Origin of the sequence: Cloacibacterium normanense, from assembly GCF_002943105.1 — a bacterium.
GTDB lineage: Bacteria > Bacteroidota > Bacteroidia > Flavobacteriales > Weeksellaceae > Cloacibacterium.
The window spans coordinates 536,153-561,288 of sequence record NZ_PTPZ01000001.1 but is presented as its reverse complement, the minus strand read 5'-3'; the positions used below and the strand labels follow the sequence as shown (position 1 = coordinate 561,288).

Here is a 25,136-nt window from a genome sequence, read left to right as displayed (position 1 = left end):
ATTGTATAACAGATTTCCTAAGAATTTTCCAGAATTTTGAATAACTTAAAAATTCAAAAATCATGGAAAAAGATAAAAGAAAAAATACCGCAGAAAATAACGCGCAAAACGCTAAACAAAATCAAGATTTTCCTAATCTGCCTCAAACTCCAAGATTAGAAGGTGCTTCTAAAGTTGAAGAAAAACAAGTCAAAAAAACTTCTAAACTTCACCAAGATGGCAGAACAGACAATACCGAACAAAATAAAACCGAAGCGTAATTTCTTCGGTTTTCTATTTTAAGTTCTAATATTAGCTCTGAATTTAAGAAACATCAAAAAAAATCCTTATTTTTGCACATTATTAAAATTAGGATTCCAAAATGATTAAAATTACTCTTCCAGACGGAAGCATTCGTGAGTTTGAAGGTGTAGTTACACCTCTAGAAGTTGCAAAATCTATCTCTGAAGGTTTGGCTAGAAACACTATTTCTGCTGTGGTAAACGGCAAACAAGTAGAAGTCACGACGCCAATTACAGAAGATGCTACGCTTACGTTGCTTACCTGGAATGATGATTTAGGAAAGAAAGCTTTTTGGCATTCTTCAGCACACATTTTGGCTCAATCTATTTTAGATTTTTATCCAAATGCTAAATTGACGATTGGTCCTGCGATTGAAAACGGATTTTATTACGATGTAGATTTCGGTGATGAATCTCTTTCTGAAAAAGATTTTGAAAAAATCGAGAAAAAAATGCTCGAAAACGCTAAAAAAGATGCGACTTTCAATCTTTATTCGGTTTCTAAAGCAGATGCACTGAAAGAATATGCAGACAATCCTTACAAAACTGAATTAATCGAAAATTTACAAGACGGCGAAATCACGTTCTGTACGCATGATAACTTCACAGACCTTTGTAGAGGTGGTCACATTCCAAGTACAGGAATTGTAAAAGCTGTAAAAATTCTTAATGCAGCTGGAGCATATTGGAGAGGAGACGAAAAAAACAAGCAATTGACTAGAGTTTACGGAATTTCTTTCCCTAAACAAAAAGAATTGACAGAATATCTAGAAAGATTAGAAGAAGCAAAAAGAAGAGACCACAGAAAACTAGGAAAAGAACTAGGAATCTTCGCTTTTTCTGAAAAAGTAGGTGCTGGTTTACCACTTTGGTTGCCAAAAGGAACTGCGCTAAGAAAAAAATTAGAAAATTTCCTTTCAGAAGCTCAGAAAAAAGGTGGTTATGAATTTGTAATGACTCCTCATATTGGGAATATTGAATTGTACAAAACTTCTGGTCACTATGAAAAATATGGAGCAGATTCTTTCCAATCCATTAAAACGCCAAACGAAGGCGAAGAATTTTTCTTAAAACCAATGAACTGTCCGCATCACTGCGAAATTTATAAAACTTCTCAATGGTCTTATAAAGATTTACCTAAGAGGTATGCAGAATTCGGAACGGTATACAGATACGAGCAATCTGGTGAATTACACGGTTTAACCAGAGTAAGAGGTTTCACTCAAGATGATGCTCACTTATTCTGTACACCAGACCAATTATTAAAAGAGTTTGAAGATGTAATTGACTTGGTTCTTTACGTTTTCAAAAGCTTAGGATTCGAAGATTTCGTGACTCAAGTTTCACTTAGAGACAAAGAAAACAGATCAAAATATATCGGTTCAGAAGAAAATTGGGAAAAAGCAGAAAATGCAATCATCACTGCTGCACAAAATAAAGGTCTTAAAACCATCGTAGAATATGGCGAAGCTGCATTCTACGGTCCTAAATTAGACTTTATGGTAAAAGATGCTTTAGGCAGAAGTTGGCAGTTAGGAACCATTCAGGTAGATTACAATTTACCAGAGAGATTTGACCTTTGGTACACTGGTAATGACAATGAAAAACACAGACCAGTAATGATTCACAGAGCACCATTTGGTTCTATGGAACGTTTCATTGCAATTCTATTAGAAAACACTGCAGGAGATTTCCCACTTTGGTTAAGTCCAGATCAATTTATCATTCTGCCTATTTCTGAAAAATATGTAGATTATGCTAAAAAAGTTTCACAATTATTAGAAAATCACGATATTAGCGGATTAATTGACGACAGAAACGAAAAAACAGGTAAGAAAATTCGTGATGCAGAATTGAAGAAAATTCCGTTTATGTTAGTCGTAGGAGAAAATGAAGAACAAAACGGCACCATTTCTGTAAGAAGACGTGGAGAAGGCGATTTAGGAGTAATGAAATTAGAAGATTTCGTAACCTATTTCAAAGAAGCAGCAAAAATCTAAGAAATTTTAGATTTAATTATAGAAGAATTTTGTTTTAATTTAAAATTCAAAATCTATAATTTAAAATTTTTAAAAAAAATTAACTTTAAAATTATACAACTATAGCACAGAAATTTAACCACAGAGGAAGAGGACCAATGCGTCGCCCTGTACAAGAAGACTTACATCAAATTAACGAAAAAATCCGCGCAAAGGAAGTTCGTTTAGTAGGAGATAATGTAGAACCAGGAGTGTATCCTTTAGCAAGAGCTATTGCAATTGCTCAGGAACAAGATCTTGATTTAGTCGTTATTTCAGATAAAGCAGAACCTTATATCTGTAGAGTTCTTGAATACAAAAAATTTCTTTACGAACAAAAGAAGAAACAAAAGGAACTCAAGGCTAAGCAAGTAAAAGTTGTAGTTAAAGAAATCAGATTCGGACCTCAAACAGACGATCATGATTTCGAGTTCAAGAAAAAACATGCCGAGAAATTTTTAGAAGAAGGCTCTAAATTGAAAACGTATGTTTTCTTCAAAGGACGTTCTATTATCTTCAAAGACCAAGGTGAAATCTTACTTCTAAGACTCGCTCAAGAGCTAGAACACGTAGGAAAAGTAGACCAAATGCCTAAACTAGAAGGTAAGAGAATGATTATGATGATGAGCCCTAAAAAAGCGGCAAAATAATCTTTCAAAAGAAATAATTGTACATCAAGGGATTTCTCCTCTGAAATCTCTTGATTATAGTATTGCAGAGTATTATAAATTTTTATAATTTTGCAAACTCATTGATAACAAATACATAAAAAGCAAAACAATGCCAAAATTAAAAACGAAATCAGGTGCTAAAAAGCGTTTTGCTCTTACTGGTACAGGTAAGATCAAAAGAAAAAATGCTTACAAAAGCCACATCTTAACTAAAAAAGAAACGAAGCAAAAGAGAAATCTTACGCAAACTTCTTACGTTGCTACTGTGGATGAGAAAAGCGTTCTTCGCCAATTAGCAATTAAGTAGTTTTTATAAATCAATATTCGGTTTATAAGAATTCCTAAAAAATTCATTAAAAGTTAACCCTGAAACGGTGCCTATAAGAGAACTTTAAACGCAGTTCCGCCCTTTTCAAAAAAACAAAAAATTTAAATTATGCCAAGATCAGTAAACGCTGTAGCGTCTAGAGCGCGCAGAAAAAAAGTTTTAAAGCAGGCTAAAGGTTTTTTCGGTAGAAGAAAAAATGTTTGGACTGTTGCTAAAAATGCCGTAGAAAAAGCAATGCAATATGCTTACCGCGGTAGAAAAGAGAAAAAAAGAAGCTTCAGAGGACTTTGGATTACCAGAATTAACGCTGGAACTAGAGAACACGGAATGTCTTACTCTCAATTTATGGGAGCTCTTAAAAAGAACAACATCGAGCTAAACAGAAAAGTTCTTGCAGACCTTGCAATGAATCATCCAGAAGCTTTCAAAGCTGTTGTAGATCAAGTAAAATAATGTAAAACAAATTTGTTATCAATAATAAATCCTAAACTTTTTTAGTTTAGGATTTTTTTATTTCAAAAACTTTTATAAATTTGCCCCAATGAAATTGAATAGCAACAAAAATTGGTGGTGGCACTTATACTCTACGCTGAGTCTAAGGTAATACTGCTATGCTTTGAATCTATACTACAATAAAATTCATTTCATGAGAAGACTTCAGCGATTATACCGTTGAAGTCTTTTTTTTATTTAAATCTTTAATTATGCTGACAACCAACAACCAACAACCAACAACTAAAATAAAAACTACCTCCAAATCATTGATGGGAGACCTTCATACAGCGATGGGAATTTATCTAAAACTCAGAGACAAATTCAGAGATACCATTCTACTGGAAAGTGCCGACCACAATGTAAATAACAATAGTTTTTCTTACATCGCTATCAATGCAATTGCAGGAATAGAAATTAAAAATCTACAGGAAATGGAAGTAAAATTTCCATTAACCGCTCCAGAAAAACATCAAATTCCAGAAAATTTCAACATCACAGAATATTTAGAAAATTTTTCTAAAAGTTTTGACTGCGAAAAGGTGAAAAATCCAGTTGAAAAAATGGCTCAAGGTTTATTTGGTTATACCAGTTTTGATGCCGTTCAGTTTTTTGAAACCATCCAATTCAAACCTCAGAGCAAGGAAGTAGAAATCCCCATTTTACGTTACAGATTTTATCAATATGTGATTGCTATTAATCATTTTAATGATGAAATGTTTCTTATCGAAAATAAAATAAAGGGTTTGAAATCTGAAATTTCAGAAATTGAAAATATGATTCAAAACAAAGATGTTGCACTCTACCCTTTTGAAAAAATAGACGAAGAAACTTCAAATTTAACTGATGAAGAATACAGAGATTTGGTAGAATTAGCCAAAAAGCATTGTTTCCGTGGAAATGTTTTCCAGTTGGTTTTAAGCAGAAGATTTGAGCAAAAATTCAAAGGTGATGAATTCAATGTTTACAGAGCTTTACGAAACATCAATCCTTCTCCTTACCTATTTTTCTTTGATTATGGAGATTACAAATTAATGGGCTCAAGTCCAGAAAGTCAGTTGATTATTCAAAATCACAAAGCCGTAATTCACCCAATTGCAGGAACTTTCCGCAGAACTGGTGATACTAAAAAAGACTTACAATCGGTAGAAACCCTGAAAAAAGACCCGAAAGAAAACGCCGAACATACTATGTTGGTAGATTTAGCCAGAAACGATTTAAGCAAATTAGGAAAGAACGTAACGGTTTCTAAACTGAAAGAAATTCAATTGTTTTCTCACGTCATACACATGGTTTCAGAAGTCACCGCAGAATTAGACGAAAAAACCAATCCTTATAAAATGATTGCGACTACTTTTCCGCAAGGAACATTAAGTGGCGCTCCAAAATATAAAGCTCTTGAACTCATCGATGCTTACGAAAAAACTTCCCGTGGTTATTATGGCGGTTGTATTGGCTTTGTAGGCTTTGATGGAAGCTGCAACCAAGCCATTATGATTAGAACATTTTTAAGCAAAAATAATACGCTTTTCTATCAAGCTGGTGCTGGAATTGTAGCCAAATCTTCCGCAGAAAATGAGTTACAAGAAGTAAATAACAAACTAAATGCCTTGAAAATGGCAGTTAAAAAAGCAGAAAAATTATGAAAGTACTGGTCTTCGATAATTACGATAGTTTTACCTACAATCTCGTTCAAATTGTAGAACAAATTTTAGGCGAAAAAGTAGATGTCTTCAGAAATGACGAAATTCCTTTGGAAGACATCAATAAATATGATAAAATCATCCTTTCTCCAGGCCCTGGAATTCCCGAAGAAGCAGGAATTTTGTTAGAAGTGATAAAAAAATATGCTCCTACGAAATCCATTTTCGGAGTTTGTCTTGGTCAACAAGCGATTGCAGAAGCTTTTGGCGGAAGTCTCATTAATCTTTCAGAAATTTATCACGGAGTTGCCACCGAAGCTAAACAAGTGAAACCTCACAAAATTCTAGAAAATTTACCCGAAGTTTTAGAAGTGGGACGTTATCATTCTTGGGCGGTAAATCCTGATGATTTCCCAGAGGAATTAGAAATTACTTCTGTTGATAATTCTGGAATGATTATGAGCTTAAAACACAAGGAATACGATGTTCACGCGGTTCAATATCACCCTGAAAGTATTTTAACACCAAAAGGAAAACAGATTTTAGAGAATTTCTTAAAGTCGGAAGACGGAAGTCAGAAGAATAAATATAACCCAAAAAAGCTTCCGACTTCGGACATCTGACTTCGGACTACAAATTATGAAACAAATATTACAATACCTTTTCAATCATCAAACATTGACCAAAGCCGAAGCAAAGGCTATTATGATTGAAATTGCACAAAATAAATTCAATGAAACGGAAGTTTCGGCGTTTATCACCGTTTTTATGATGCGAAGCATTACACTAGAAGAAATGCAAGGTTTCCGTGAAGCTTTGCTAGATTTAGCGGTGAAAGTAGATTTAGGAACGCACGATTTGGTAGATATTGTAGGAACTGGTGGCGATGGAAAAAACACCTTCAACATTTCTACTTTGGCAAGTTTTATCGTTGCAGGAACCGGACAAAAAGTAGCGAAACACGGCAATTACGGTGTTTCTGCGATTTCCGGTTCGTCTAATGTTTTAGAAGAATTGGGCTATCAGTTCAAAGATAATCAGGAAGATTTAAAGAAAGATTTAGAAAAAGCCAACATCTGTTTTCTTCACGCTCCGCTTTTTCACCCTGCATTAAAAACGGTGGCTCCTTTGAGAAAAGGTTTAGGATTGAGAACATTTTTTAATCTTTTAGGACCATTGGTAAATCCTGCAAAACCAAAATTTTCAATGATTGGTGTTTATAATCTAGAAATTGCCAGATTATACCAATATATTTTGCAAAAAAACAACGAAGATTTTATGTTAGTTCACGCTTTAGACGGTTACGACGAGATTTCTTTGACAGGAGATAGTAAAATTTTCAACAAAAATGGAGAAGAAATTTTCTCTGCTGAAGAATTAGGATTCAAAAACATAGAAGCAGAAACCATTTTCGGTGGAAATACCAAAGAAGAAGCGGCCAAAATTTTCAGAAATATTTTAGAAGGAAAAGGAACTCATGAACAAAACGCCGTAGTTCTTTCTAATGCTGCAAAAGCGCTTCAAAACACAGGAAAATACGAAAATTATGAAGCAAGTTTAGCTGCTGCAAAAGAGAGTTTAGAAAGTGGAAAAGCGCTAGAATGCTTGAATAAATTAATTATAAAATAAGTCTCGCAGATTGTGTAGATAAAAAATTTGTTTAATCTGTGAAATCAGCGAGAGAAAAAAAAACATGAATATTTTAGATAAAATAGTAGCTCGAAAAAAGGAAGAAATTGCTTTCTCAAAAAGTAAAATTTCTGTTGAAGAACTGAAAAATTCTGAATATTTTGGAAGAGAAACTTTTTCTTTGAAAGAATCGGTAAAAGCCAGAAACGGAATTATTGCTGAATTTAAAAGACAATCGCCTTCAAAAGGAATTATCAATAATCAAGCTTCGCCTTTAGAAGTGGTAACAAAATACGAAGAATTCGGCGCAAGTGGTATTTCGATTTTAACAGATAAAGATTTCTTCGGAGGTAGTTTTGAGGATATTTTGAGCGTGAGAAATTCTGTAAATATTCCGATTTTAAGGAAAGATTTTATGGTAGATGAATACCAATTTTACGAAGCAAAATCTATCGGTGCAGATGTTGTTTTATTGATTGCAGCGTGTCTTTCTCCTAATCAAGTTCAAGAATTTACAGCTTTAGCCCACGAACTCAATTTAGAAGTTTTATTAGAAATTCACACCGAAGAAGAACTAAAACAATTCAATTCTGAAATTGATTTGGTAGGCATTAACAACCGAAATTTGAAAGATTTTAAGGTAGATTTACAACATTCTGTTAATCTGAAAAACTTACTTCCAAAAGAAACTTTATCTGTTGCAGAAAGTGGAATTTACAATGTGGAAGATTTTAAATTTTTGAAAGAAAAAGGATTTGATGCTTTCTTGATGGGAGAATATTTCATGAAAACCGAAAATCCCGGAAAAACGTTTGAAGAATTTTCTAAACTTATTTAAAATGAAGCCAACAGAAAATTTGAAATTAAAAGTTTGTGGTTTAACACAACTCTCTCAAATTCAAGAATTAATTTCTTTGAACACCAATTTTTTGGGCTTTATTTTCTACGAAAAATCACCGAGATTTGTATTAAATCATTTGAGTTTACAAGAGATTTCAGCAATCAATCATCAAGGAAAAGTAGGCGTTTTTGTGAATGAAACGGTTGAAAAAATTACAGAAATTTCAGAGAAATCAAATTTGAATTTCATCCAATTACATGGTGATGAAGACGAAAATTTCATCAAAGATTTAAGAAAAAATGTAAAGAAAGAAGTAAAACTCATCAAAGTTTTCAGAGTTGGAGAAACTTTCAATTTTCAATTTTCAATTTTCAATTCGTTGGTTGATTATTTCCTTTTCGACACTGATTCTAAAGCTTTTGGCGGAACAGGAAAAACCTTTGATTGGCAAATTCTCAACGAAATAGAAATTCCAATACCTTATTTTTTGAGTGGTGGAATTTCTTTAGAAAACATCCATCAACTATCAACCATCAACCAACAACCATTGGCGCTAGATATCAACTCAAAATTTGAGACAGAACCCGGAATTAAAAACCTAGAAAAAATAAAAACATTAAAATCATTATTAAGATGACATATAGAAATCCCGACGAAAACGGATATTACGGAGAATTTGGAGGGGCATTTGTTCCAGAAATGCTCTATCCAAACGTGGAAGAACTTCAACAAAATTATATAGAAATTATAGAATCTGAAGAGTTTAAAAAAGAACTCAACGATTTATTGAAAGATTATGTAGGAAGAGCTACTCCACTTTATTTTGCGAAAAATTTAAGCGAAAAATATGGCACAAACGTTTACCTAAAACGTGAAGATTTAAACCATACTGGTGCCCATAAAATCAATAACGCTCTCGGACAAGTTCTTCTTGCCAAAAAACTAGGAAAAAAGAGAATTATTGCCGAAACTGGAGCTGGACAACACGGCGTTGCAACTGCTACAGCTTGCGCTTTGATGAATCTGGAATGCATCGTTTATATGGGCGAAGTTGACATTGCGAGACAAGCTCCTAATGTTGCTAGAATGAAAATGCTTGGTGCAAAAGTTGTCCCTGCCACTTCGGGTTCTAAAACATTAAAAGATGCAGTAAATGAAGCTTTAAGAGACTGGATTAATAATGCTACTACTACGCATTACATCATCGGAAGTGTAGTTGGTCCGCATCCTTTTCCTGATTTGGTGGCGAGATTCCAGAGTGTGATTTCTGAGGAAATTAAATGGCAATTGAAAGAGAAAATCGGCAGAGAAAACCCTGATTACGTCATCGCTTGTGTTGGTGGCGGAAGCAATGCTGCAGGAACTTTCTACCATTTTGTAGATGAACTTTCTGTGAAAATTATAGCAGCTGAAGCTGGTGGTTTTGGAGTAAATTCAGGAAAATCTGCCGCCACAACTTTCTTGGGAACTACAGGCGTTTTGCACGGTAGCAAAAGCATTGTGATGCAAACTGAAGACGGACAAGTAATCGAACCTCACTCTATTTCTGCGGGATTAGATTATCCAGGAATTGGACCATTTCACGCGAATCTATTTAAAAATAATCGTGCAGAATTTTTCAGCATTAATGATGACGAAGCGCTAGAATCTGCTTTTGAACTCACTAGATTAGAAGGCATCATTCCTGCTTTGGAAAGCTCTCACGCATTGCACGTTTTGAAAAAGAAAAACTTCCAAAAAGACGATGTGGTGGTGATTTGTTTAAGCGGACGTGGCGATAAAGACATGGAAACCTACCTGAAAATGATTGATAAATAATATTTTTAGAGCGCCAAATTCCGCCTTCCGCTCCCAATCTTTTTTTGCCAACGCTTTTGCCATTGAAAAAAAGGATTTCCGCTCAAGTCGGGTCGCAACTCAGAAAAAATTAGAAATTTTTGTATAAAAATTAAACTCAAGCATTGATAATGAGCCAAAAAATATATCAAATAGACGCATTTGCAGACGCTTTATTTTCGGGAAATCCTGCAGCTGTTTGTCCGCTAGACAATTGGTTAAATGCAGATATAATGCAAAAAATAGCCGCCGAAAATAATTTGGCAGAAACTGCTTTCACTGTTCCTGTAGAAAATGGCTTTGAAATCCGTTGGTTTACGCCAGAAGTTGAAGTAGATTTATGCGGTCACGCAACTTTGGCATCCGCTTACACATTGATGAATTTTGAAGGATTTTCAGGGGAAAAAATCAACTTCTTTTCTAGAAATAGCGGAACGCTAACTGTAACTAAAAACGGAGATTTTTTAACTTTAGATTTTCCAGTAGACATATTACAAAAAGTGGAAGATTTAACTATTTTCGAGAAATGTTTTGCGTATCAACCTATTAAAGCATATCAAGGAAAAACAGATTATTTATTGATTTTTGAAAACGAACATCAAATTCAAAATATAGAACCCAACATTTCTGAAATTGCAAAAATTAATGCAAGAGGAATAATTGCAAGTTCTATTTCAGAAAATTTTGATTTTGTATCTAGATTTTTTGGTCCAAATTGCGGTGTAAACGAAGATCCTGTTACAGGTTCTGCTCACACAACATTGACTCCTTTTTGGGCAGAAAAATTGGGTAAAACTAAACTTACCGCAAAACAAATTTCAAAACGTGGTGGCGTTTTAGAATGTGAACTCAAAGATGATAGAGTTCTCATCAGTGGAAAGTGCAAAACCTATTTGAAAGGCGAAATATTCATCAAATAAAAAGATATTACAATGAAAAAATTAAATATATATTTTACTGCGGGAATTCCTACTTTGGAAGATACTGCAGAAATTATGAAAACCATCCAGAATTCTGGCGCAGATATGATGGAAATCGGGATGCCTTATTCTGATCCTGTTGCAGATGGTCCAGTTATTCAAGGTGCACACGAATTGGCTTTGTCTAACGGAATGACCATCGCTCAACTTTTTTCTCAACTGAAATCGGTGAAAGATGAAATCAAAATTCCTGTGATTTTAATGGGATACATTAACCCTGTTTTAAGTTTTGGATTCGAAAAATTCTGCGAAGAATGTGCCAATTCTGGAGTTTCTGGACTGATTATTCCAGATTTACCTCCGATTGAATTTGAAAAGAATTACCAACCGATTTTAGAGAAATATGGATTGAATTTTACCTTTTTGGTGACTCCAGAAACTTCGGAAGAGCGCATCAAATATTTAGATTCTTTGAGTTCAGGGTTTTTATACGCTGTTTCTAGTTCATCTACCACAGGAAACGAAAATAAAGAAGTGAAAAATGATGAATACCTAAACAAATTGGCTTCCATCAACCTGAAAAATCCTGTAATGATTGGTTTCGGAATTAAAAACAAAACTGATTTTGAACAAGTTACAGAAAAAGCACAAGGCGGAATTATAGGAACTGCTTTTGTGAAAATTCTCTTAGAAAATAAAGATTGGAAAGAAAAAGCGGAAACTTTCATCAAATCTATTAAATAAAAAAAACAGAGCAAATTGCTCTGTTTTCTTATTTTTCAATTAAACTATTATACTTTTCTTGTAAAATTTTGAGTTCAGCTTCATTCTCTTTCAATTTCTGTTGATTTTTCTCAAATTCAGACAAGATTTGTTTCAATTTTCGGTTTAATTTTTCTTTTTCCACCTCAGTTTTTGAAGCGATTATCATTTTTTCTAGCTCTATTTTTTTTTTATTCAATGTTGTGAATTTTGCATCTAATCTTTCTTTTTGAGCAAAATTAAATTCAAACTTTTCATCTAATTCTTTAAATTGATTTGCTTTGTTAGCTTTAGCACTTACTTGCAAATCATTAAGCGCTTTAACCATCGTAGAATTGGTAACTTGGCTATCATAAATACTCTTATTAATTCTAGCATTATTCAATTCTTGTGCTGATTGTGAAAAATAAAAAGTATTCCAAAAAAGAAGACTGGAAAGAATGATTTTTTTCATTGGTTATTTTTTATAAAAATACAAAAAAATCAGTAAATACTAAAAATTAAACTTAATGTCTTCCTTTCAAAACTTCTTCTATGTCTTGCAATTTGAATTTTTTTGCTTTCAATAAAATTAAAAAGTGATACAATAAATCTGCTGCTTCATTTTTGAACAAGTCATCATTATTATCTTTCGCCTCAATTACCAATTCTACTGCTTCCTCTCCTACTTTTTGAGCTACTTTATTGATGCCTCTTTGATAGAGTTTTGAAGTATAAGAACCTTCTACATTTTCATCAATTCTTTGGTTGATAATCGATTCTAATTCATACAGAAAACCTTTGGTATCTTTTTCTCCAAAACAACTGAAATTACCAGTATGACAAACCACATTTGTAGGTTTTACTTTAATGAGTAAAGTATCATCATCACAATCTTTTTCGATGTTTTTTACATATAAATAATTTTCAGAAGATTCTCCTTTTAACCAAATTCTATCTTTGGTTCTGCTAAAAAAGTGAACTTTCCCCGTTTCTTCTGTTAATTTTAGAGCTTCTTCATTCATAAAACCTAGCATTAACACTTGTAATGTGGTTTCGTCTTGTATAATTACGGGAACTAATCCGTTTCCTTTTTCAAAATTGATCATTTTTATATTTTTTGTTTCGCTCCTACGGAGCTCTATTACTATTAATTCTATATTCTACAAACCTTAAATACCTACGGAATTTCAAAATAATTTATTAGATGAGACCTGGAAAAAGTCTTTGATTTGAATTTTAAAATCTAAAATCGTAAATTTAAAATCGTAAATCTAAAATCTTATAGCAATATTTTGTTGTTTTAAAACTTGTTTTAAGTAGTTTATATTAATTTCTCCAAAGTGGAAAATACTTGCTGCTAAAGCTCCTGTTGCTTTGGTTTCATTAAAAACTTCTGTGAAATCTTCCATTTTTCCTGCCCCTCCAGAAGCGATAATGGGAATATTGACGATTTGTGAAATTTCATTGAGTAATCTCACATCGAAACCTTGTTTGGTTCCATCAAAATCCATAGAAGTCAAAAGAATTTCTCCTGCACCCAAATTTTCTACTTTTTTCGCCCAATCGTGGGTTTTATAGTCGGTCTTTATTCTTCCACCGTTCACAAAAACGTAATCTTCATCTCCAAATTGTTTAGAATCTATCGCCACAACTACACATTGACTCCCGAATTTATCTGCGAAAGTTTTAATTAAATCAGGATTTTTAACCGCTGAAGAATTGATGCTGATTTTATCTGCACCCGCTTTCAAAAGATTGTCAACATCAGAAATTTCTGAAATTCCGCCACCAACAGTAAACGGAATATTGATTTCTTCGGCAATTTTCTCCACCAATTGAACCAAAGTTTTTCGATTTTCATGAGTTGCTGTAATATCTAGAAAAACCAATTCATCCGCACCTTCTTCTACATATCTTTTTGCCAATTCCACAGGATTTCCTGCATCAATTAATCCAACAAAATTGACGCCTTTTACCGTTCTTCCATCTTTTATATCCAAACAAGGAATGATTCTTTTTTTGAGCATTTTTTAAATTTTTGAAAGTTGTTCTAGAGAAATTCGTCCTTCATAAATTGCTTTACCAATGATGGTTCCAGCGCAACCAATTTCTTTCATTTTTTGCACATCTTCTATATTTGAAATTCCACCACTTGCAATGAGTTCAATAGTTGAATTCTCTATAATTTCTTGATACAATGCTGTGGATGGACCTTGCAACATTCCGTCTTTTGAAATATCGGTACAAACCACTTCGTTGAAGCCTTTTTTCTGATATTCTTTAATGAAATCTACCACATCTGTTTCAGAATTTTCTAACCAACCTGAAGTTTTGATTTTTCTATCCAAACAATCTGCTCCCAAAATCAATTTTTCAGCACCAAATTTTTCTAACCAAGCCAAACACAACTCAGGATTTACCACAGCAATGCTTCCTAAAGTTACCTTTTTTGCACCACTATCAAAAGCTTTTTGTAAATCATCTTCAGAACGAATTCCGCCTCCGAAATCAATGATGAGATTTGTATTTTTTGCGATGTTTTCAATTACTTTTTGATTGATGATTTTCTTGGCTTTTGCACCATCTAAATCTACCAAATGTAAATATTGAATCCCGAAATATTCAAATTCTTTAGCTACTTCAACAGGATTTTCATTGTATATTTTTTTGGTATCATAATCACCTTTAGAAAGCCTTACACACTTTCCGTCGATGATGTCTATTGCAGGAATAATTTTCATATTTTTATTTACGAAGTACGATTTATGAATCACGATTTGATTTTTTTAATCTAAAATCGTAAATCTAAAATCTTAAATTTAAAAAGTTTTCTAATAGTTTAAAACCAGCATCTCCAGATTTTTCTGGGTGAAATTGAGCTGCATAGAAATTGTCTTTTTGCAAAGTTGCACTGAAAGGCGTAATATAATCACAAACCGAGCTTGTATTTTCACAAATCTCAGCATAATAGCTGTGAACGAAGTAAAAATTATCTGTATCTGATATATTTTCGAATAACTTCCCTTTCATTTCAGAAACATTATTCCAGCCCATGTGTGGAACGATGTCTGAATTTGGGAACAATTTCACTTCGCAATCAAAAATTCCAAGTGCTTTTGTATTGCCTTCTTCCGAAGCATTGCACATCAATTGCATTCCGAGACAAATTCCCAAAACAGGTTGTTTTAAATTCGGAATGACAATATCTAAACCTCTTTCTTTGAGTTTTTTCATCGCCGAAGAAGCTTCCCCAACTCCTGGAAAAATCACTTTTTCAGCATTTTTTATCGTTTCGATATCAGAAGTAATCACCGCCTCAAAGCCTAATTTTTTCAAGGCATTTTGAACGGATTTTACATTTCCTGCATCGTAGTCTATTATTGCTATCATTTTTTAATTGAAAGTTGAAGATTGAAAGTTGAAAATGATTTGTTGAAATTTTTAATTCTCAATTTTACATTTTACATTATTATAAAGTTCCTTTTGTACTTGGAAGGTTGAAATTTTGGTCGGTTTGTGCCACTGCATTTCTTAAAACTTTCGCAAAAGCTTTGAAAATGCTTTCTATTTTGTGGTGTTCATTTTCTCCTTCCACAGAAATATTCAGGTTACATTTTGCACTGTCTGAAAACGATTTGAAGAAATGATAAAACATTTCTGTTGGCAGTTCTCCAATTTTTTCACGCTTGAATTCTGCATTCCAAACCAACCAAGATCTTCCACCGAAGTCAATCGCAACTTGCGCCAAACAATCGTCCATTGGCAAAACAAAAGCATATCTTTCGATGCCTTTTTTGCTTCCTAAAGCTTGTAAAAAACAATCTCCCAAAACGATGGCTGTATCTTCAATGGTGTGATGTTCATCTACTTCTAAATCACCATCAACTTTTATAAATAAATCAAAATTTCCGTGTTTTGAAATTTGTTCTAACATATGATCAAAGAACTTCAAACCCGTATCAATACTCGATTTTCCGCTTCCATCAAGATTCAACTCAACAGCAATATCTGTTTCTTTGGTTGTTCTTTTTACTTTCGCTTTTCTTGGAATTTGTTTAAGATATTGATAGATTTCGTCCCAACTTTTTGTAGAAAAAGTAGCTTCATCATTGCTTTCATCTGAAATGAAAATAGATTTTGAACCTAAATTTTTCGCCAATTCTACATCGGTTTTTCTATCACCAATCACGAATGAATTTTCTAAATCGTAATTTCCAAAAATATACTTCTGAAGCATTCCTGTTCTTGGTTTTCTGTTGGGTGAATTTTCGTGTTCGAAGCTGTCATCTACACAAACTTCACTGAAAAAAACCCCTTCATTTTCGAAAGCTTTCATCATTTTTTCTTGAGGTTTGATGAAATCTTCATAAGGAAAACTCTCGGTTCCCAAACCGTCTTGATTGGTCACCATCACTAACTCGTAATCCAATTCTTTAGCGATTTTTGCTAAATTCTGAAAAACTCTCGGATAAAATTCCAGCTTTTCTAACGAATCCACCTGAAAATCAATCGGAGGTTCGATGATTAAAGTTCCGTCTCTATCGATGAATAATACTTTTTTCTTCATTTTACTTTTTATAATTTTTCAAGGTTTCTATTAATTTTTGATTTTCTTCTTTTGAGCCTACATTAATTCTCAACGCATTTTCAATTTGAGGATGTCTCAGACTGGTCAAAATATTCTGAGCGAGTAAAAATTCATATATTTCTATTGGATTTTCTATTTTGATTAAGAAAAAATTGGCTTCTGTAGGATAGATTTTTTTTACAAAATCTAATTGATTTAATTGAGCTTTTAGAAGTTCTCTTTCTGCTAAAATCTGTTCAAGATTTTCCTTAAAAACTTTTTCATCATTAAGTTGTTGCAAAGCTTTTTTTTGACTTAAAGAATTCACGTTATAAGGCCCTTTTATGGTATTCATCAAAGTAGCGATTTCTGTAGAAGCTGCGCCAATTCCAATTCTCAAACCTGCCATTCCATAAGCTTTTGAAAGGGTTTGCAATACTATAAGATTTGGATATTTCGCTAACCAAGAAATAGCTGATTTTCTAGAAGAAAATTCTATATAAGCCTCATCTAAAACCACAATTCCTGAAAAATTTTCAATGAAGAACTCTAAATCATCCACTTCATTTCCTGTTGGATTATTGGGCGAACAAAGAAACAAAACCTTCAAATTTTCATTCTGAATTTTTTGTAAAAAATCTTCTTTATTGATTTGAAAATTTTCATCTAATTCCAGCGAATTAACTTTATTATCATTGATTTTAGCATAAAAAGAATACATCACAAATGATGGATTCATGACCAAAATTTCATCTTTTTTGGGTTCACAAAAAGCTTTGATAATCAAGTCTATCAATTCATCACTTCCATTCCCGATGAAGAGATTTTTTGGGTTGATATTTTTAAGTTCACTTAATTTTTCCTTCAGTTTCTTTTGTGTAGAATCTGGATAACGATTGTACTCACCGAAAGGATTTTCGTTGGCTTCTAAAAAAACAGGCGCATCAAAATTTTGACTATCCCGAAGCGAAGTATAGGGTTTTAAATTTCTAAGATTTTCTCTTATCAAATTGTCGAGTTTAAATTCCATTTTCTAAATTTTTTAAGCGTAATGTAACTGCATTTTTATGTGCAAAAAGTCCTTCTTCAGCTGCCATTTTTTCAATTGTTTTTCCAAGATTCTGAATTCCTTTTTCAGAAATTTTTTGAATGGTAATTTTCTTCACAAAACTGTCTAAAGAAACGCCGCTGTAGGCTCTTGCATTACCATTGGTAGGTAAAGTGTGGTTGGTTCCGCTCGCGTAATCTCCTGCACTTTCTGGCGTGTAATTTCCTAAGAAAATAGAACCTGCATTGGTAATTTCTGCTAAAATATTTTCAGGATTTTCAATGGAAAGAATTAAGTGTTCTGGTGCATATTCATTGCTAAATTCAATACATTCTTCTATGGAATTTAAGAGGATAAAACTACTGTTTTCTAGAGCTTTTTCTGCGATATCTTTTCTAGGTAAATCTTGTAATTGAGCTTCGGTTTCTTGTTTTACCTTTTCTAAAATTTCTTTAGAAGTCGTTAAGAAAACTACCTGAGAATCTACTCCATGTTCTGCCTGAGAAAGTAAATCTGCTGCTACAAAACTTGGATTAGCGGTTTCATCTGCCATCACCAAAACTTCACTCGGTCCAGCTGGCATATCAATCGCAATTCCTAATTTCTGAGCAAAAATCTTGGCTTCGGTTACAAATTGATTTCCTGGCCCGAAGATTTTATACACTTTAGGAACTGTTTTCGTTCCTAAACTCATTGCAGCAATCGCTTGAGCTCCGCCAACTTTAAAAATTTTAGAAACTCTGCAAAGATTCGCAACATATAAAATAATGGGATTGATTTTTCCGTTTTTCTGAGGTGGTGAACAAAGAATAATTTCTTTACAACCCGCAATTTGCGCTGGAACTGCCAACATTAAAACCGTAGAAAAAAGCGGCGCTGTTCCTCCCGGAATGTATAAACCTACCTTATCAATTGCTCTGCTTTCTCGCCAACATACCACACCTTCTATTGTTTCAATTTTTTGTAGAGTTTCTTTTTGAGACTGGTGAAATTTTTCAATATTGCTTTTTGCTGTGTTGATTGCAATTTTCAGTTCTTCATCTACCAAACTAATGGCTTCTGCAATTTCTTGCTGAGAAACTTCAATGGTCTCAAGAATCTGATTGTCAAATTTTTCAGCGTAAAATTTCAAAGCATTATCGCCTTCATTTTCTACTTTTTCGAAAATTCCTTTGATGAGATTTTCGATGTCATTTTTTTCAAAGACAGGTCTTTTGGTAAGACTGCTGAATGTATTTTTAGGTGGGAATTCTATTATGTTCATAATTCGTTTGTAAAGTTGTGAAGTTGTACAGTCGTAAAATCGTAAAAATCTGAAGTTGTACAGTCGTTGAGTTGTAAATTATAGAATCATTTTTTCTATTGGAATGATGAGAATGCCTTCTGCTCCTGCTTTTTTGAGTTGGTCTATTACTTCCCAGAATCTTTTTTCTTCAATAACAGAGTGTAAACTGCTCCAACCTTCTTCAACCAAAGGTACAATAGTAGGACTTTTCAATACTGGCAAAATGCTAGAAACCTCTTGAATTTTTTCATTAGGAACGTTCATCAAGATGTATTTGGTGTTTTTAGATTTTAAAACGGCCTGAATTCTGAATAAAAGTCTCTCTAAAATTTCTAATTTCTCAGCTGAAAGATTTTTATTTTTCGCCAAAACTGCTTCAGATTTAAGAATAGTTACAGTTTCTCTCAATCCATTTTTAAAAAGTGTACTTCCTGAGCTTACAATATCACAAATTCCGTCTGCTAATCCCATGTTTGGAGCAATTTCTACAGAACCAGAAATCACGTGAATTTCTGCTTCAATATTGTTTTCGGATAAGAAATTTTTAACGGTATTTGGATAAGAAGTCGCTATTTTTTTGCCTTGAAAATACGTTACATCATCGGTTTCTACCTCTTTCGGAACTGCTAAAGAAACTCTACATTTAGAAAAACCTAATTTCTGTACAATTTCGATGTCTTTTTGCTTTTCGATGAGTAAATTTTCGCCAACGATGGCTACATCTACCACTCCATCTTCTACATATTGAGGAATATCTGAATTTCTGAGAAAATAGATTTCGATAGGGAAATTTTCTACCTGAACTTTTAATTGGTCTTTGCCATTGTCATAAGAAATTCCGCAATCTTTGAGAAGTTTAATAGAATCTTCGAAAAGTCTTCCGCTTTTTTGAACTGCAATTTTAAGTGAACTCATTTTTTAGATTTTTATTTTTTTAGCCTCGAGTTCTGCAGTGATGAAAAAGAAAAATCCGCTTGAAAAACTCAAGGCGGATTGTAAATATTTTATTAACTATAATACATGATACATTATCAACTCGCCTTTAGATGAGATGATGATGATGATGGATTAAGTTTAAATTTTTCATTTTTTGTCTAATTCTTTTGCAAATATAGAGATTTTTATGAAAATGAAAATTATTTTTCAATTTTTTGAACGTAACAAATATCGTTCTGTGGAATTTTTGAATATTAGGCTAAAAAAGTATCTTTGTGACGAAATATAAAAAATATGAAAGCATCGGTAATTTTTAGTACCTATAATTCGGAAGAATGGCTAGAAAAAGTGATTTGGGGATTTAGCGTACAAACTACCAAAGATTTCGAAATTATTATTGCTGATGATGGCTCTAGAGAAGCCACAAAAAACTTGATTGAGAAATACAAAACTGAACTCGATATTCCCATTATTCATGTTTGGCAAGAAGACAATGGTTTTCAGAAATCACAGATTCTAAATAAAGCAATCCTTGCTTCTACTACGGATTATTTGATTTTCACCGATGGAGATTGTATTCCCAGAAAAGATTTTATAGAAACTCACCTTAACAATAGAGAATCGGGAAGATTTTTATCTGGCGGTTATTTCATGTTGCCCATGAATATTTCAAAACTCATCAGTAGAGAAGATGTGCTTTCGCAAAAGTGTTTTGATGTAAATTGGTTAACCCAAAATGGTTTGAAAAAATCTTTCAAAAACAATAAACTGTCTGCTAAAGCTTTCAAAGCAAAACTTCTCAATTTTTTTACCCCTACTAAACCTTCTTGGAATGGTCATAACGCTTCTGGCTGGAAAAAAGATTTGGTTAAAATCAATGGATTCAACCAAGAGATGCAATATGGTGGACAAGACCGAGAATTAGGAGAAAGGCTGGAAAATTTAGGAGTTAAAGGAAAACAAATAAGATACAGCGCAATTTGCGTGCATCTAGACCATGCAAGAGGTTATGTAAATCCTGAAACTTGGGCAAAAAACAATGCCATCAGAAAAAACACAAGAGACCAAAAACTGACTTGGACTGAACAAGGAATCACCACCAATTTATAAGTATAAAATCGCCATAATGAGCAAACACAAACGCTAATGAAGAATCAGCGATTGCATATGACCTTTAAAAACAATAAGTAACTACATATGAAAACAGCACTTATCATTTCTGTATATAAAAATACTGCCGATTTAGCCATCGTTTTAAAATCTGTAGAGCAACAAAGTGTTTCTGACTTTATAACTGTGATTTCCGAGGATGGAAACAGTACAGAAATGGCTGATTTTGTAAAAAACTACAGTGGTAAATTAGATTTAATTCACTTAACTCAAGAAGATCTCGGTTGGCAAAAAAATAAAGCGCTCAACAATACCATTAGAACAATTGATGCTGATTACTTTATTTTTATAGATGGTGATTGCGTTTTACACCCAAATTTTATAGAAAATCACTTAAAATTTGCTCGAGAAGATAGGATTTTAGCGGGTAAAAGAATCAAGCTAGGTCCTAACTATTCTGACCAATTAAGAAACGCAAAAACGGTTTCTGAGTTTGCAAAAGTGATTCTCCCCGAGATAAAATCCATCAAAAAAGATGGTGCAAAATTCTATGAAGAAGGAATTTATATTTCACCAAAATCTATCTTTTCTTTCATTGCGTACCTTAGAAAAATGAGCCAAATAAAAGGTTGTAATTTTTCTTGTTACAAGTCAGCATTGGAAAAAATAAATGGATTTAATGAAGATTATGTTTTGCCCGCAATTGGTGAAGATATTGACTTAACTTGGCGTTTTGAAGGAATGGGTTACCACTTGTATTCGCTTAGAAATTTTGCAGTACAATATCACCTTTATCACAAAGAAAATTGGAGCGACCAAAGTGTGAATGAAGCTATTATGAAAGAAAACCAAAGGCTAAAAAGATACGTTACGCTTAATGGATTGAAAAAATTAGAAGAAAATTAATAAACCATCGTCATCAGAAAAATCTAATTTATTTTTAAACGCAAAGATTAATTGCATAAAACAAAAATAATCAAGAAAGCAAAGTTAAAATTCGCTAGCGAATTGATGAAGCTAAGAGTTTTAGATTAAAAAAAAATAAAGTAAATAATTGAAATTCTTTGTGTTTTATGAATAAAAGACAACAATTTATAAATAAAAAATCTACTCTTTACGAGTAGATTTTTTATATGAGTTAAGACCTAGAAATCGTTTGATTTTATATTTCCATAAGTCTTTGGAAATATTGCTTTTATGTTTCCCAAGAAGGTAAACGTAATCATTCTTCTTTCTGATGTCTCCTGGAATTATATTGTATTTAAAATGATGTTTCCACGCGACATAGTTGAAACTCAATTGGTCTCTTTTAGAAAAATTCTTCACAAAATACCACCATTCTTCCATGACTTTGATGAGCTTTTCGTGGGTATGTTTTCTTACTAACACTCCACCAGAAATAAGACCATTGTTTTCAGGATAGTTTTCAGATTTTAGAAAATCAACATGTTTTTTGATGACTTCTAAATCGTCTTTTACCTTATTTTCAGTTTCGGCTAATGCTACGATGGCTTCATATTCTTGATAAACGCAATTTCTGGGGTCCATAATGGTTTGATTATGATCAAAACATGCCATGGAAACTTCTTCATTCAAGAAATTTTTAATCAATAACTGTGGATTTTTTTTGATGATAAAATTACCATCAATATAAATGCTGTATTGATAATCTTGCAAATGAAGATGTGGTAAAATTTTGTAGTATCTGTTATTTCGGGTATTGTCGTCGCCAACTGGCGGTTCTGGAACCACCACCACCTTCCAACTAGAAGATGATAGATTACGGTCTGTATAACAAATGTAATCTACATTTTCGAACTGAGGTTGTTCAATAAGTTCATTATACCCTCCAAAAATAGCAGTGTATACTACAATTTTCTCCATTTATACTGCTACATTATTATCTCTTAAAGCATCGTTTAGAGAGGTTTTCTTATCTGTAGATTCTTTTCTTTTACCAATAATTAAAGCACAAGGAACTTGGAATTCGCCTGCAGTAAATTGCTTCGTATAACTTCCCGGAATCACCACAGAACGCGCAGGAACTCTTCCTTTCAATTCTACTGGAGTATCACCGGTAACGTCTATAATTTTAGTAGAAGCTGTAAGCACTACGTTTGCGCCTAAAACCGCTTCTTTTTCTACATGAACTCCTTCTACTACGATACATCTAGAACCCACGAAACAATCATCTTCAATGATTACTGGAGCTGCTTGTAATGGCTCGAGAACTCCACCAATTCCTACTCCACCGCTTAAGTGAACGTTTTTACCAATTTGAGCACAAGAACCCACCGTTGCCCAAGTATCTACCATAGTTCCGAAATCTACATACGCCCCGATGTTAACATAAGAAGGCATTAAAATAACTCCCGGAGAAATGTAAGCTCCTTCTCTTGCTACAGCATGAGGAACCACTCTCACACCTTTTTCTGCATAATTTTTCTTTAAAGGAATTTTATCATGGAATTCAAAAGGACCTACTTCTATGGTTTCCATTTTCTGAATAGGGAAATACATTACTACTGCTTTTTTCACCCATTCATTTACTTGCCAACCGTTTTCTGTAGGTTCAGCAACACGCAATTCGCCTTTATCTAAAAGAGCAATCACTTCTCTAATGGCAGTTTTGCTCTCTTCTTTTTGTAATAAATCTCTGTTATCCCAAATGTTCTCAATGGTTTGTTGTAAAGACATAATTATTTTAATTTTTTAGTTAAAATTGAAAATTCTCCAGCAATTCAGCCTCTGGAAAATACTCTGCAAAGGTATTAGATAATTTTGAATTTTTAAATTTTATTAGGCTATAACTGCCATCGTAAGCATAAATCTCTATTTCGGCGTCATCTCTTAAAAAATCATTATACCAAATATCTGGATTTCCTTCTACAAAAGGCAAATTTTCTAAGTCTAAGACAATCTCTCTATCCTTGGGAATAGCTGCAAAATATCCATAATTGAACTTGACATCTTTTTGGGCTAACTCTAAAAATTTTTCAGCATCAAATATTTCATAATTGCTGGAAAAATTCTGAATCGGCAAGTCTTTTTCAGGAGAGAGGAAAAGGTAATCTGTTATTAAAAATTGATACTCTTTCAGTTCATTCTCTATTGGTTTTAAGAGTGAACCCAAATGTGTATGATACGGTAAATTATTAAGTTTTTGGATAATATAATTCATTATTTAGAGTACTCTTTTAGCAAAGAGAAAAGCTTTGTTCCAATATTTTTCGTTCAGCGAAGATACGATTACTCCTTTAGAAGTAGAAGCATGAATGAAGGTTATTTCTCCTCTGTTTTTGATTTCTTTTACAATGCCAACATGAGAAACCACACCATTAACATTGGTCGCAAAAAACAACAAATCTCCGGGTTTTGCTTCCCAAATTTCTATTTTTTTTCCTTGTTGTGCTTGGTCTATGGAACGTCTTGCCATTTTCACCTTGTTTTCATTGTAGACATTGATAACCAAACCGCTGCAATCTAGTCCAGACTTGCTGGTTCCGCCCAGTTTATAAGGAGCTCCTAAGAAATCTTCGGCATCACTTAGGATTTTTTTGACTTGATAAGAATTTTGACCTTCAAATTTAGAGGTTAGATTTCTAAGGTTTTCTGTGGGAGTATAAGGTTTGTGAGACACCGTTTTGCGGGAGCCACAAGAAATTACCGTGAGTATCAATACGACTAGAAAAAGTATTCTTTTATTCATGATTCAGTTTTCCCTCTTTTTTAGAAGTCACAGCGTTTTATTCATTATTGGAATTCTTCGCTTATAACACCCTTTGTTTACTACTTTTATACAAATATAACATTAATTATTTATATATTAACTATACTATAACTATACTACAACTATACATTAAAGTTGTGCATGTCATGAGTATTCCTTACTTTTGATATTCATTCAATTAACCCATGGCTAGATACAAGAGCATTTTACAATTTCAGGGGTCTATAGATGGTTTGGTTTTTTATGAACTGAATGGTGTTTCTGTGGTGCGCAAGATAAGTGGTTTTAATCGAGATGATTTTAAAACTAAGGAAAATTATGCTCGAGTAAGAGAAAACAGCAGTGAGTTTGGGCATTGTTCTAAAACGGGGAAAATGCTCAGAAATGCCATTTATCCTTACTATAAAAAATGTGGAGACCGATATCTGTATCAGAAATTCGCACAATTGATGACCGCGATTAAAAATTTTGACAGCGTTTCTGAACGTGGAAAAAGGACTGTTTACCAAGGTTTGAAAACTACGGAAGGGAAAAGGTTGCTTTCTTCATTTGTCTTTGGAAAAATTTCTTCGGCAAAGGATTTTATTAAAAAAACAAGTTATGATGAGGGGATTTCTTTAGAGCTCAATACGCTACTTACTCTACCCTCTCTGCATTTGGTTTCTATTTTACCGAATTACGAAAGTTACCGTTTTGAGATTCAAGAGCAAAAAGTTAGTGTTGATAATGGTATTTTCACTTTTGATTCCTATTTCCACGAGGAGGAAGCTTTGCAGTTTGTTGCTATTTATGATGGCGAGGAGATTCTTGGGATGGGCTTTTTAGCCTAAATGGTTTTAAACGCAAAGATTTTTTTTATTTTCATTATGTTTTTAAGGAAGCAAAGTTGGCGAAATTCATTCGCTATGAAGTGGGGTGGAAAGTGTGTTTATTTTTCTAGCACAAAGTTCACAGAGATGGGGTGAAATGATTGTGTTTTTGAGCGCACTGAGGAACATCGGAGATGTTCTGGGAGTGAAATCGTAAAATCGTGAAGTCGTGAAGATGTGAAGTTGAA

At 33.2% G+C, this 25,136-nt stretch carries 29 protein-coding genes; 16 read left to right on the top strand and 13 right to left on the bottom strand.

Annotated elements, in window-relative coordinates:
- The first annotated feature begins 62 nt into the window (after positions 1-62).
- The 13 genes from C3729_RS02535 to trpA all read left to right on the top strand — a co-directional run bounded on the left by C3729_RS02535 (position 63) and on the right by trpA (position 11,403).
- Positions 63-260 (top strand): hypothetical protein, encoded by a 198-nt coding sequence (locus tag C3729_RS02535; RefSeq protein ID WP_104792692.1) that lies wholly within the window; start codon positions 63-65, stop codon positions 258-260.
- A gap of 101 nt (positions 261-361) precedes the next feature.
- Positions 362-2,281: a threonine--tRNA ligase gene (thrS, locus tag C3729_RS02530; protein ID WP_104792691.1), complete on the top strand. Its 1,920-nt coding sequence runs from the start codon at positions 362-364 to the stop codon at positions 2,279-2,281.
- A gap of 137 nt (positions 2,282-2,418) precedes the next feature.
- Positions 2,419-2,949 (top strand): translation initiation factor IF-3, encoded by a 531-nt coding sequence (infC, locus tag C3729_RS02525; RefSeq protein ID WP_069799165.1) that lies wholly within the window; start codon positions 2,419-2,421, stop codon positions 2,947-2,949.
- A gap of 130 nt (positions 2,950-3,079) precedes the next feature.
- Complete coding sequence (rpmI, locus tag C3729_RS02520) at positions 3,080-3,277, top strand: 50S ribosomal protein L35 (protein WP_069799163.1); 198 nt, start codon at positions 3,080-3,082, stop codon at positions 3,275-3,277.
- Positions 3,278-3,406: 129 nt separating this feature from the next.
- Positions 3,407-3,751, top strand: a complete 345-nt coding sequence (rplT, locus tag C3729_RS02515) for a 50S ribosomal protein L20 (protein ID WP_069799160.1) — start codon at positions 3,407-3,409, stop codon at positions 3,749-3,751.
- 251 nt (positions 3,752-4,002) lie between these two features.
- The gene (locus C3729_RS02510; protein WP_104792690.1) at positions 4,003-5,436 is read left to right on the top strand and encodes an anthranilate synthase component I family protein; all 1,434 of its coding nucleotides are present in this window, start codon (positions 4,003-4,005) and stop codon (positions 5,434-5,436) included.
- A complete protein-coding gene (locus C3729_RS02505; protein ID WP_104792689.1) occupies positions 5,433-6,056 on the top strand; it encodes an anthranilate synthase component II in 624 nt (207 codons plus the stop codon). Before C3729_RS02510 ends, C3729_RS02505 begins: the two co-directional genes overlap by 4 nt.
- Before the next feature lie 16 nt (positions 6,057-6,072).
- Positions 6,073-7,062, top strand: a complete 990-nt coding sequence (trpD, locus tag C3729_RS02500) for an anthranilate phosphoribosyltransferase (protein WP_104792688.1) — start codon at positions 6,073-6,075, stop codon at positions 7,060-7,062.
- 64 nt (positions 7,063-7,126) lie between these two features.
- Positions 7,127-7,900 carry an indole-3-glycerol phosphate synthase TrpC gene (gene trpC, locus C3729_RS02495; protein WP_104792687.1) on the top strand — a complete coding sequence of 258 codons (774 nt, stop codon included), beginning with the start codon at positions 7,127-7,129 and terminating at the stop codon, positions 7,898-7,900.
- 1 nt (position 7,901) lies between these two features.
- On the top strand, positions 7,902-8,540 hold the full coding sequence (locus C3729_RS02490; protein WP_104792686.1) for a phosphoribosylanthranilate isomerase: 639 nt from the start codon (positions 7,902-7,904) through the stop codon (positions 8,538-8,540).
- Entirely contained in the window at positions 8,537-9,721 is a 1,185-nt protein-coding gene (gene trpB, locus C3729_RS02485) for a tryptophan synthase subunit beta (protein ID WP_104792685.1), read from the top strand. The genes C3729_RS02490 and trpB overlap by 4 nt, the downstream gene beginning before the upstream one ends.
- Positions 9,722-9,870: 149 nt before the next feature.
- Positions 9,871-10,659 carry a PhzF family phenazine biosynthesis protein gene (locus tag C3729_RS02480; protein ID WP_104792684.1) on the top strand — a complete coding sequence of 263 codons (789 nt, stop codon included), beginning with the start codon at positions 9,871-9,873 and terminating at the stop codon, positions 10,657-10,659.
- 12 nt (positions 10,660-10,671) lie between these two features.
- Positions 10,672-11,403 (top strand): tryptophan synthase subunit alpha, encoded by a 732-nt coding sequence (gene trpA, locus C3729_RS02475; protein WP_104792683.1) that lies wholly within the window; start codon positions 10,672-10,674, stop codon positions 11,401-11,403.
- A 28-nt stretch (positions 11,404-11,431) separates the two neighbouring features.
- Here trpA and C3729_RS02470 read toward each other — a convergent pair whose 3' ends face one another.
- The 9 genes from C3729_RS02470 to hisG form a co-directional block, all read right to left on the bottom strand.
- Positions 11,432-11,875: a hypothetical protein gene (locus C3729_RS02470; RefSeq protein WP_104792682.1), complete on the bottom strand. Its 444-nt coding sequence runs from the start codon at positions 11,873-11,875 to the stop codon at positions 11,432-11,434.
- A gap of 52 nt (positions 11,876-11,927) precedes the next feature.
- Positions 11,928-12,515, bottom strand: a complete 588-nt coding sequence (gene hisIE / locus C3729_RS02465; protein WP_104792681.1) for a bifunctional phosphoribosyl-AMP cyclohydrolase/phosphoribosyl-ATP diphosphatase HisIE — start codon at positions 12,513-12,515, stop codon at positions 11,928-11,930.
- A gap of 159 nt (positions 12,516-12,674) precedes the next feature.
- The gene (gene hisF / locus C3729_RS02460; RefSeq protein ID WP_104792680.1) at positions 12,675-13,430 is read right to left on the bottom strand and encodes an imidazole glycerol phosphate synthase subunit HisF; all 756 of its coding nucleotides are present in this window, start codon (positions 13,428-13,430) and stop codon (positions 12,675-12,677) included.
- A 3-nt stretch (positions 13,431-13,433) separates the two neighbouring features.
- Positions 13,434-14,144: a 1-(5-phosphoribosyl)-5-[(5-phosphoribosylamino)methylideneamino]imidazole-4-carboxamide isomerase gene (hisA, locus tag C3729_RS02455; RefSeq protein WP_104792679.1), complete on the bottom strand. Its 711-nt coding sequence runs from the start codon at positions 14,142-14,144 to the stop codon at positions 13,434-13,436.
- Positions 14,145-14,208: 64 nt separating this feature from the next.
- Complete coding sequence (gene hisH / locus C3729_RS02450) at positions 14,209-14,793, bottom strand: imidazole glycerol phosphate synthase subunit HisH (protein ID WP_104792678.1); 585 nt, start codon at positions 14,791-14,793, stop codon at positions 14,209-14,211.
- 79 nt (positions 14,794-14,872) lie between these two features.
- The gene (gene hisB / locus C3729_RS02445) at positions 14,873-15,970 is read right to left on the bottom strand and encodes a bifunctional histidinol-phosphatase/imidazoleglycerol-phosphate dehydratase HisB (RefSeq protein ID WP_104792677.1); all 1,098 of its coding nucleotides are present in this window, start codon (positions 15,968-15,970) and stop codon (positions 14,873-14,875) included.
- Between the two features lies 1 nt (position 15,971).
- Entirely contained in the window at positions 15,972-17,000 is a 1,029-nt protein-coding gene (hisC, locus tag C3729_RS02440; RefSeq protein ID WP_104792676.1) for a histidinol-phosphate transaminase, read from the bottom strand.
- Positions 16,990-18,282 carry a histidinol dehydrogenase gene (gene hisD / locus C3729_RS02435; RefSeq protein WP_104792675.1) on the bottom strand — a complete coding sequence of 431 codons (1,293 nt, stop codon included), beginning with the start codon at positions 18,280-18,282 and terminating at the stop codon, positions 16,990-16,992. The genes hisC and hisD overlap by 11 nt, the downstream gene beginning before the upstream one ends.
- A gap of 78 nt (positions 18,283-18,360) precedes the next feature.
- Positions 18,361-19,218 carry an ATP phosphoribosyltransferase gene (gene hisG, locus C3729_RS02430; RefSeq protein WP_104792674.1) on the bottom strand — a complete coding sequence of 286 codons (858 nt, stop codon included), beginning with the start codon at positions 19,216-19,218 and terminating at the stop codon, positions 18,361-18,363.
- Between the two features lie 315 nt (positions 19,219-19,533).
- Between hisG and C3729_RS02425 the strand changes: the two genes are divergently transcribed.
- Together C3729_RS02425 and C3729_RS02420 are read left to right on the top strand one after the other, a co-directional pair.
- The gene (locus tag C3729_RS02425; protein ID WP_104792673.1) at positions 19,534-20,349 is read left to right on the top strand and encodes a glycosyltransferase family 2 protein; all 816 of its coding nucleotides are present in this window, start codon (positions 19,534-19,536) and stop codon (positions 20,347-20,349) included.
- A gap of 87 nt (positions 20,350-20,436) precedes the next feature.
- On the top strand, positions 20,437-21,255 hold the full coding sequence (locus tag C3729_RS02420; protein ID WP_104792672.1) for a glycosyltransferase: 819 nt from the start codon (positions 20,437-20,439) through the stop codon (positions 21,253-21,255).
- Between the two features lie 201 nt (positions 21,256-21,456).
- Here the strand turns inward: C3729_RS02420 and C3729_RS02415 are convergent, their stop codons facing one another.
- From C3729_RS02415 to C3729_RS02400, 4 genes are read right to left on the bottom strand one after another with little or no spacing between them, the layout of a single operon-like run.
- Complete coding sequence (locus C3729_RS02415; RefSeq protein WP_104792671.1) at positions 21,457-22,233, bottom strand: glycosyltransferase domain-containing protein; 777 nt, start codon at positions 22,231-22,233, stop codon at positions 21,457-21,459.
- A complete protein-coding gene (locus C3729_RS02410) occupies positions 22,234-23,046 on the bottom strand; it encodes a 2,3,4,5-tetrahydropyridine-2,6-dicarboxylate N-succinyltransferase (RefSeq protein ID WP_104792670.1) in 813 nt (270 codons plus the stop codon). It lies immediately after the preceding gene.
- Between the two features lie 19 nt (positions 23,047-23,065).
- On the bottom strand, positions 23,066-23,530 hold the full coding sequence (locus C3729_RS02405) for a hypothetical protein (protein WP_104792669.1): 465 nt from the start codon (positions 23,528-23,530) through the stop codon (positions 23,066-23,068).
- 3 nt (positions 23,531-23,533) lie between these two features.
- A complete protein-coding gene (locus tag C3729_RS02400) occupies positions 23,534-24,058 on the bottom strand; it encodes a C40 family peptidase (protein WP_104792668.1) in 525 nt (174 codons plus the stop codon).
- A 206-nt stretch (positions 24,059-24,264) separates the two neighbouring features.
- On the opposite strand from C3729_RS02400, the gene C3729_RS02395 reads away from it, so the two are divergent.
- Positions 24,265-24,909: a hypothetical protein gene (locus C3729_RS02395; protein ID WP_104792667.1), complete on the top strand. Its 645-nt coding sequence runs from the start codon at positions 24,265-24,267 to the stop codon at positions 24,907-24,909.
- Positions 24,910-25,136: the final 227 nt, after the last annotated feature.